This is a genomic window from Paenibacillus sp. AR247 (genome assembly GCF_002968895.1).
In the GTDB taxonomy this organism is placed as follows: domain Bacteria; phylum Bacillota; class Bacilli; order Paenibacillales; family Paenibacillaceae; genus Paenibacillus_AQ; species Paenibacillus_AQ favisporus.
The window spans coordinates 15,639-24,458 of the sequence record NZ_PCZT01000013.1; the positions used below are offsets into that span (position 1 = coordinate 15,639).

Annotated in this window: 10 protein-coding genes; 9 read left to right on the forward strand and 1 reads right to left on the reverse strand. The window is 42.7% G+C overall.

Annotated features, from left to right (window positions below):
* Window positions 1-64: 64 nt before the first annotated feature.
* Together CPT76_RS24380 and CPT76_RS24385 are read left to right on the forward strand one after the other, a co-directional pair.
* Window positions 65-568, forward strand: a complete 504-nt coding sequence (locus tag CPT76_RS24380) for a hypothetical protein (protein ID WP_105444764.1) — start codon at window positions 65-67, stop codon at window positions 566-568.
* Window positions 569-710: 142 nt separating this feature from the next.
* A complete protein-coding gene (locus CPT76_RS24385; protein ID WP_105444765.1) occupies window positions 711-1,247 on the forward strand; it encodes a hypothetical protein in 537 nt (178 codons plus the stop codon).
* Window positions 1,248-1,385: 138 nt separating this feature from the next.
* Here the strand turns inward: CPT76_RS24385 and CPT76_RS24390 are convergent, their stop codons facing one another.
* A complete protein-coding gene (locus CPT76_RS24390) occupies window positions 1,386-1,742 on the reverse strand; it encodes a helix-turn-helix domain-containing protein (RefSeq protein ID WP_076176618.1) in 357 nt (118 codons plus the stop codon).
* A gap of 476 nt (window positions 1,743-2,218) precedes the next feature.
* Between CPT76_RS24390 and CPT76_RS24395 the strand changes: the two genes are divergently transcribed.
* The 7 genes from CPT76_RS24395 to CPT76_RS24425 all read left to right on the forward strand — a co-directional run.
* A complete protein-coding gene (locus CPT76_RS24395; protein ID WP_105444766.1) occupies window positions 2,219-2,680 on the forward strand; it encodes an MEKHLA domain-containing protein in 462 nt (153 codons plus the stop codon).
* Between the two features lie 1,847 nt (window positions 2,681-4,527).
* On the forward strand, window positions 4,528-5,037 hold the full coding sequence (locus CPT76_RS24405) for a copper amine oxidase N-terminal domain-containing protein (protein WP_105444768.1): 510 nt from the start codon (window positions 4,528-4,530) through the stop codon (window positions 5,035-5,037).
* Window positions 5,038-5,117: 80 nt separating this feature from the next.
* Window positions 5,118-5,432 (forward strand): hypothetical protein, encoded by a 315-nt coding sequence (locus tag CPT76_RS24410; RefSeq protein WP_146116411.1) that lies wholly within the window; start codon window positions 5,118-5,120, stop codon window positions 5,430-5,432.
* 52 nt (window positions 5,433-5,484) lie between these two features.
* Window positions 5,485-6,021, forward strand: coding sequence for a hypothetical protein (locus tag CPT76_RS24415; RefSeq protein WP_105444770.1), 537 nt, complete (start codon window positions 5,485-5,487; stop codon window positions 6,019-6,021).
* A 97-nt stretch (window positions 6,022-6,118) separates the two neighbouring features.
* Window positions 6,119-6,634: a hypothetical protein gene (locus CPT76_RS36770; RefSeq protein WP_146116412.1), complete on the forward strand. Its 516-nt coding sequence runs from the start codon at window positions 6,119-6,121 to the stop codon at window positions 6,632-6,634.
* 442 nt (window positions 6,635-7,076) lie between these two features.
* A complete protein-coding gene (locus tag CPT76_RS24420) occupies window positions 7,077-8,009 on the forward strand; it encodes an ABC transporter permease (protein WP_076176627.1) in 933 nt (310 codons plus the stop codon).
* A gap of 11 nt (window positions 8,010-8,020) precedes the next feature.
* Window positions 8,021-8,820 (forward strand): carbohydrate ABC transporter permease (locus CPT76_RS24425; protein ID WP_105444771.1); only part of this gene is annotated, 800 nt, incomplete at its 3' end.

Here is an 8,820-nt window from a genome sequence, read left to right on the forward strand (position 1 = left end):
AAATAATTTAGAAGTGATTAAAATTAACTCAGATTCATAAACTTTTATTTAGAAGGGTGATAATATGTACATTGACTTGATTAAAAATGATTACTCTGAGTTGGATCAATTAGAAGCTAGTGAATACATAAAAAGAGATAAGAAACATTTGGAAAAATTAATTCAAGAACGAATCAGAAACGATATCAATAATATTGTAGACCGATGGTATGATCTAGATAATATCGGAGTGATTAATGATAATGAGAGATTTCTTGAATTATTGAAAGAAGCAGAGAGCTTGTATAGTTTTGGTTACTATATCGGTACTATTTCTTTGATTGGCATTGCCTGTGAGGAATTCTGTAAATATTTGATTAATAATAACAATATTTCAGGATCCATTGAGACTCAAGACAGAAGATTGTCCATTCTTAAATCTAACAATATACTATCCAATAAAATACATCGAGAATTTAATACCATAAGGAAACTTAGAAATAGTTGTGTTCACTTCAATAATGACTTTAAAAGCTTAGACGAGGATGAATTAAAACCTGTCGGTCAGGAAGTGTCGAGAAAGTCTTAAAGACTTGTCACACTTCTATTTTTTTGTAGGGGTTTTGATTGTTAATGAATTTTTGCTTGAATTACTTTTACCTTAACTCATATATGCTAATCTATTCTTATAGCCTTACTATTCCTTAAAGTTAATCACAGGAGGTTCCCTTTTGATCCAGGTAGCCGCAGCTATAATCCAAAATGAACACGGGCAATTGTTAATTGCCCGAAAAAAGGCGGGAACGCCGCAGGACTCGTATGAACGTTACCGGGGCTGGCTTGAAGAAGTCGAGGGCACACCTATGTCGAAGAGCTACAAAATGGTTGTGCTGCTTGCCATGCTGGACCGCGGTCCGGACAAGTGGTATCAACCGATGACGCCTGAGGAAGCAGCGCCCTTTTTCTACGAATACCTGATGGCCAAGGAGTATCGGAAGCTGAGGGATTTTTCAGATAAAAAAACGACCCGTCTGTGGCAATATGACGCCGGGCGTGTTGCCCAACTAGTAGCCGATATGCCTATGACGAAGTGGGCGAACGGCTCGAAAGGTCTTATCGCGTTTGACGGCACGACGTTTGCCATACAAGTCAATTTTGAGAAGGAATCGGCGAAAACCCGGGAAAGCGTCTTTCACTGGACCAAAGAAATTGCTGAGTATCGTTTAGCTTTTTATTTTGAGCGGAAAAGTGTGTTGGTCCCGGGTTGACTTTAGATAGATATTTTTCTATACCAGGGGAATTGAACGTTACATCCAGTTACAACCACGATTATTTTCAACAAAACTAAACAACCTAAGTTCGGTAATCAACCGGATTTAGGTTGTTTGAGCTGCATATTCAACTGCTCAGCCTTTTTTACTATTACCGTCCATTCGCTGAAAAATCTCAATCAGTATATTTCTGACCATCTCTATATCCTTTGGATCACGTTCTCTAAGCATTGAGACAACTTCTTTCAAAGTCGATTCCTCGGGTAGTTCTTCCTGTTCCTTCAAATATGTAAAAAGCTCGTAAACTCCAACGTCTAAGGCACTGGCAATCTTCCCTAGATTCCTCATGGAAATATTGCGTTCTGCACGTTCAATAAATCCTATGTAGCTTATATTGAAGCCAGCCTTCTCTGCCAATGCTTCTTGAGACAAACCCCTTAATTTACGAAGATCCTTTATTCGTGCTCCGACTAATTTTAGAATATCTGACATCGTTACACCTCTCTTTAATAGAAGTGTAGGGAAAGTTTTGACTTGAAATGATATATAAATAATAAGTTATTTGAAATAACTACTACTATATAGTAATATTATGTATGTATTTTATCCTAAATTAGGATATTTATTCATGAGGTAATATTGCTTTTCCAGATGTGTATGAATAATTCGATACGTCAATCCATTTCTGGCTGGCTGCAATGACATTCCCTTTTGTCAAAATGTAACTCCCTCACAGCTTCAGAAACTGCTGAACAAAGTGGACGATGTACTGCTTCACCTGTCAGCCAGAGTCGGATCTCATCCTTCCGAGTCGTACCGCTCTATTTTTCACAAATAAAAAAAGCATGCTAGTCAGTAAAGCCGAGCAAGAGGATTGGTTTCTTTTGTTAGTGTAATTTCCTATGCGTTGTAAAGAGATATACATACTGATAATATGATCATGAGACGGACAAAGGGGGATTTCAGTTATGCGTTACAGTGGAATAGGAGCCACTAACGAGCATGCAAGACTGATCATGGAGAGCTATCAAGGATTGACTGGACAATCGCTTCTGGGTGAGCCAGTCTCAGACAGCAACCCGTTCGAACAATTATTTAACGCACCCTGTGTGGTGCTTTCCCACGGAACAGAGACCGACCCGGTCCTGAACTTCGGCAATCGGGCGGCGCTGGAGCTATGGGCAATGGATTGGGACAAGTTCACAAGCACGCCGTCAAGACTCACTGCGGAACCGATGGAACGGGAGGCGCGGTCGGTTTTTCTAAGAACGGTAGGCGAACAAGGCTATATCGATAACTACACGGGAATCCGCATATCCAGCACAGGCCGGAGGTTTCACATCTTGGAGGCAACCGTATGGAATTTGACGGACGAAACCGGAAAGATTCACGGGCAGGCCGCTGCATTCCGAGAGTATCGTTACGTTTGAGGATGCGTTTTGATCCAAGGATACGAAACAGACATGGTTTTAAACTAGCGCCCCTCTCGAAATCATAGTTGGAAAAAACGGGTAATTATACGAAAACACTTCGCATGATTTTGGGCGAAGCCAAGCAAAAGGCTGATCTTGAGGCTAAGCTGTAGAAGTAACTTGAGGTATATTTCTCCATATGCTAAGATAACAATAAATAAGGAGCAGCGGCCAACTGCTCCCCAATACAGCATTTGTGGTGGGATTACCTCCTCAGGTGTAACTGAACAAGAAGTAACCCGTCAGGCCGTCAACCTGTGGCGGGTTACTTCTTTTTTCTATCGATATACGTCAACAAAGCAACGATGAACGCTGCAAACACGATAATATCGGAAAAAGAGAAGTTCATACACATCACCTCACTCTGGAGGCTTGTGTATACCCACCACAAATTGTGCTGTGCGAACCAGATTATACCAAAAAGGACTCGTTGCGAGAGTCCTTTTTCTAAGAGATCAGAAAGCATAAGTTTCGGAGCCTCCGCTTCCTGATCTCGCAAGAAAAACTTCCTCTAAACGCGGTCTGTCTTCTTTGAAGGTACTTCGATAGACGTTTTTCTTATTTGCAAAAGGAGGGAAATCCATGGCATCACCGACTGGATACGGCAGAAACATAAAGGGGCAGCAACAGTGATATTGGTTATAACAAGTCCAACGGATATGTCACAATTAGTGGCTAAGACTTCTTGAATTCTTCCAACGTACTCGACGGCTTATCGTTCTGTTTTTCCATTGTCCAGGCCGACTACCTGGCTTCATTGTTAAAAGAGAAGCTCGTCTCCGCCTATATGAATGTAAAGCAGGACTTGGGGAGAAGGCCGGCATACCGGCGGCAATCGATCGAAATAAAGAAATAGCAGCACAGGAATAATCACTTGTGCCGCTATCTCTTTTTGGAAAGGAATGAGTGAACAAACTATTCCTTGTTCGAGTTTAACCTCTTCTGGGACAGCCCCATTTTTTATTTATTTTTAGAGTTGAGATAAACATGCAGTACCGAAGCAAAATAGCCAATAAAGTACGTGATGACAACAACCAAATTGATGTAGAAGGCATTTTGAGAGCTTAAACCTAATGCTTCGAAAAGATCAGTAATCCAAAAAACAAATTAGAAAAACAATAAGGAATATCCAGATCGGTAACGGAACAATAAACCACTTTTTAAATGCCTTTTTCATGGAGTATAAGTTACCTCCTAGTCAAGTTTAAGGGAGACAATAGGTTGCCCAAGCAGCAGGCCAATAGTAATCACGGGAAGAACCACTATTTCTGGCTTGACCCATTTACTTGCTTGCGATGAGACAAATATTATTATTTACTAGATTTGGTTCAAACATATCAAAATCAACCGATCCATCTACATTCCGAATGGCTTGATAAAGCGTGAGTATCCCCGCGGTCACGATTCCGACAACAGCTGCAGCCATTCCGGCACTAATAACAGCCTCCGTGCCAGGAGGCCGAATAAAGTAGTTACAACAGCTACACCGATACCCTGCATATAGCCTGCGTCCCCAGAAGATATGTGCACCTTATAGACCGAAACATACCACAATTCCCATATTTTTTAAATAAAACTCCCCCTTCCTTCCAAAATGAACCTTGTATTAGTACTGCTAAATTTGTAAACATTTACATGTTACCAATAATTAAATATTGTTTCTATATATAAGTTATTTTGGTGGTGTAAAGAATAGAATTCTCTTTTTTTAGACAATCCCGTCAGATTTTATGAAACAATCTATAAGCAAAGAGTGTCTTACATATTAAGGAGAATTTACCTCCGGTGTGAAAGGAGAGAGCGTAATGAGAAAGTTTAAGACACTAACACTATTCGCAACTGCAGCACTGGGGATATCCATGGTCTTTGGTGGACATAATCAGGCATTGGCATCTAGCATCAATGTGATCGGGAAGAACGGCCCCATTTCCTCGGATGTTGCACCTTACTTAAAGAAGGGAACCGTGCTGGTACCGATCAATATCATTGGAAAGCTTGGTCTAAGCAATCTCAATATGTCTTGGGACAATACCCGCAAACAGGTTAGGATCTCATATCGAAAAGTAATGATCACGGTCAAGGTTAACGAAAAGTACAGGATTATCGGAGATGAGGGGACTCAATTAGCGCAGCCTGCCCAGATAAAGAATGGAAGGGTTATGGTTCCTGTAAGATTCGTTGGAGAGGCGTTGGGTGAACCGGTGGCATGGGATGCAAAGAGTCAAACGGTAACGGTTGGGAGTTCAACGGTAAGTAGTCATGCTAAAAGTGCTCAACCTTGGAGCGAATCCGTGTCCTCTCTCTACCTCGTGTGAGCTTAAAGGACCAGATTAATGCGGGTGGATTAATGACGGTAGTCTGCTATTTCCCTGTAGGAAGAGCGGATGAATATTTTGTGAAAGAGGAAAATCGAATCGATTATTATAAAGTGCGGCAAGGAAAAGCGGTTCAGATATGGGCCGCTAAAACAACTAACGATATTGTTGAGAATAAGGGTCTTCCCTTCTTTTCGTATAAAATTGTTCAAGAAATAGGGGAGCGACCTAGCGTGAAGGGGGCTTTTGTATATTATGAAAATCATGGAGCTATCGCGGCTGTATTCTATGGCATTATCAATGATCAAGGAAAGGCCAAACAGCTAGGTGAAGCGGATGGTAACAAAGGGGTAATTGTAGACATCCCTGAGGAAAAGAACTACATGAAACATTAAATGGCTATCTGAATTGATGGCTGGTTCATATTTTTAAGTAAAGGGGCTAATCATGAGAAAAATAAATAGGAGATTTATAATCCTTACATTTGCTGTTTTTGTTTTGATCACAGGGACAAGTGTATATGCAAGCGATGCTCTTCCTTCTCTATTTCCAAATGTAAGTCCCGAAGATGAGGCTCTTGCGCAAGCCGTTCAAGATCGTTTAACTCAATCATGGACCCAAGGTCGTGAGATCCTACTGAGCAGTGGGGGAAGGGCATTTGGAATTAATAGCAAAGACGAAGATTTGTCAAAATGGACGTTTATCGATTCTGATCAATTTTATGATATGTTAGCTACTTTTTCTATGCAGAAACGTTCTTCTTTTCTAGAGGCTTATTATAGCGAGGAGCGGAGAGCTAATCTTGACGTAGGCGATTATATGTCGGCATTACTGATAAATCCAGAAAAGTCACGGGCTTTAGTTTATTGGGAGAAGGCCAATGGTTCTTATGTTGTCATGGATTTAAAATCTAAAGGAAATAACTCGAAATCCTGGTATGTTGATGGAGTTGAAATTTTTAAGGTTACGGGATTTAAGAAGTGAAAGAATTCATTTAGCTCATCAATACTCACATTAATTATTACTGCTTAAAACAAGCAAATCGTTATTTTAAAATTTTTTCATAAGGACGTGCTATGCATTGAAAAAATATGCTCTAATTTCTGTATTATCTCTCTCGATAGTTTTATCAGCAGCTATAGCAACGTCAGTCGCGCCAGCTTCTCCAAGCAATACAGAAACTTCAAGTGTGGAACATACGATAAATGACAATATCGTGCAAACAGGGGATGAAGGTAGCGATATTGACGATCCTATAATCACTCCATTTGCAGTTGATCCTCTGTTTAGTACTGTTCTTGGTGGAACAAATGGCACCTCTAATTTTACTGTTAACAAGGGATATGGTCATATAAAAATATATGTAAAAAACACTGGGTCATACCCTATCTCAGTTACTGTACAGCATAGAGATACAGGCAAAGTTTATCTTGATACTACTGTATATCCAAAAGCTGCACCTTTGGATTGGAGAAGTTTTAATCAATTCCCACAGGGTGTCTACAGTGGAGATTATGTTGTTACATACCGAGCTGACGGGAACATTTTGAGCGGTGAAGCTTTGGGAATGTCTGCTACAATTAATAGCGATCTCTAATTAACAGATTAAAAGATCCTGCTGGCTATGAGCTGGCAGGATCTTTTTTAGAATTTTTATGTAAAGATTCTCGCTTCACGTTCTTTCGGAACAACTTCCAATCCCCCTAAACCAATCCTCAAATTCGCAATTGAAGTAATACCTATTCATGATTTAACCTAGACCCTCCTCTTCAACCCACCAGCAAACATTGCGCAACCAATCAAAAAAATGCGCCTTACTTGTAATCCATTGACGCTTCCCTGAAACCCACCTTACATCTTGGCAAACCCCACCTCAACACCCCATTCCCTTACCATCCGCCCATCTTTCGCACCCCCGAAAATATTGCGCACCCCATCAAAAAATGTTGCTTGCCTGAAATCCGGGGCTCGGCATATCATGAGTCCATGCGGAAGCGGGCCTGCAAGTTCCGTCGAGATCATCAGGGAAGGGGAAGATCATGAGAGCCATTCGTCAGCCGAATCAGCGAAAATCTTTTCGAGTGCGTGACAATCTGCAGCTGTACTTAATAATGCTTCCCGTTCTGGTTCACATTTTTATTTTCAGCTATATTCCGATGTATGGGATTCTGATCGCGTTTCAGAATTACTACCCGGGCAAGCCGTTTTTATCCCTGCACGGAACGGATTGGGTCGGCTTCCAGCATTTCATCGACTTCTTTAACGGCCCGTATTTCGGGCGATTGATGCGGAACACGTTTTTGCTCAGTTTTTATTTTCTGGTGTTTGGCTTCTGGGTGCCGATTTTGTTTGCGCTGCTGCTCAATGAACTCAAAAGCGGCGTGTTTAAAAAATACGTGCAGACGGCAAGCTATTTGCCCCATTTTATTTCGAATGTGGTCGTGGCGGGGATGGTGTTGTCTTTTATCAATACGGACGGCATCGTGAACGCCATCGTCAAGCTGTTCGGCGGCACGCCGGTGGCGCTGAATACGGAGCCGGGGTATTTTCCGGCGATCTATACGATTACGAGCATCTGGAAGTCGTTTGGGTGGAGCAGTATTTTATATTTGGCAGCTATGTCCTCCGTGGATCCGCATCAGTACGAAGCCGCGAAGATGGATGGGGCCAACCGCTTCAAGCAAATGCTCCATATTACGCTGCCGGCCATCCGGCCCACGATTTTTATCCTGCTGATTTTTGCAATCGGCAATTTGCTGTCGGCCAACAGCGAGTTTATTTTGCTCATCTATAACCCGATGGTGTACGAGACGGCCGACGTTATCGGCACGTATTTGTACCGCGACGGCCTGCTGGGCGGCAATTTCAGCGCAGGAACGGCCGTGGGATTGTTTATCTCGATCATCAATTTCACGCTGCTGTACACAGCCAATACGCTCAGCCGTAAATATTCCGATTACGCCTTATGGTAAGGGGGAGTCCCATGGCCGCCTTGGTCAAAAGAAATCCAAACACCATCAAGCAAGGCTCGGTTGTCGTCGACGTCGTGTTGTACGCGCTGGCGCTTGCCCTTTGCTTAATCACGCTGTATCCTTTTTATTTCGTGATCATTATGTCCATCAGCAATCCGACGGAAGTCGCGGCCATGAATGTGTTCTGGTATCCGAAAGGATTCTTTCTCGATTCGTACAAGCTGATCGTCAGCGATACGAAAATGTGGTGGGCTTATTCCAATACGTTGATCTATGTGAGTGCGGGGACGATTTTAAACTGTCTGACAGCCGTGCTCGGCGCCTATCCGCTCACCGTTCGCAATCTGATGGGCAGGAAATGGGTCGTGTCGTACCTGCTGATCCCGATGTATTTTGGAGGCGGCCTCATTCCGTCCTACCTGCTGGTGAACAAGCTTGGATTGTATAACACGATGTTCGCGGTCATCATTCCGGGGATGGTCAGCATTTGGAATATCATCCTGGTGCGGACGTTCTTTGCCAACATTCCGGACGGGCTGAAGGAGTCGGCCTTTATCGACGGCGCTTCCCATCTGCAGCTGCTGTTCAAGGTCATTATCCCGATATCCAAGCCGATCCTGGCGGTCATCGCCATTTATTCGGTCGTCGGCATCTGGAACAGCTGGTTCGACGCGCTCGTGTATTTGCCGAATGAGAAGCTGCATCCGCTGCAAATGTACCTGTACCGGGTCGTGGTCCAGCAATCGGTCGACTTGAAGATGCTGTCGATGGAGGATGCGAAAAATGCGGTCGCCAACATGCTCTCAAACAT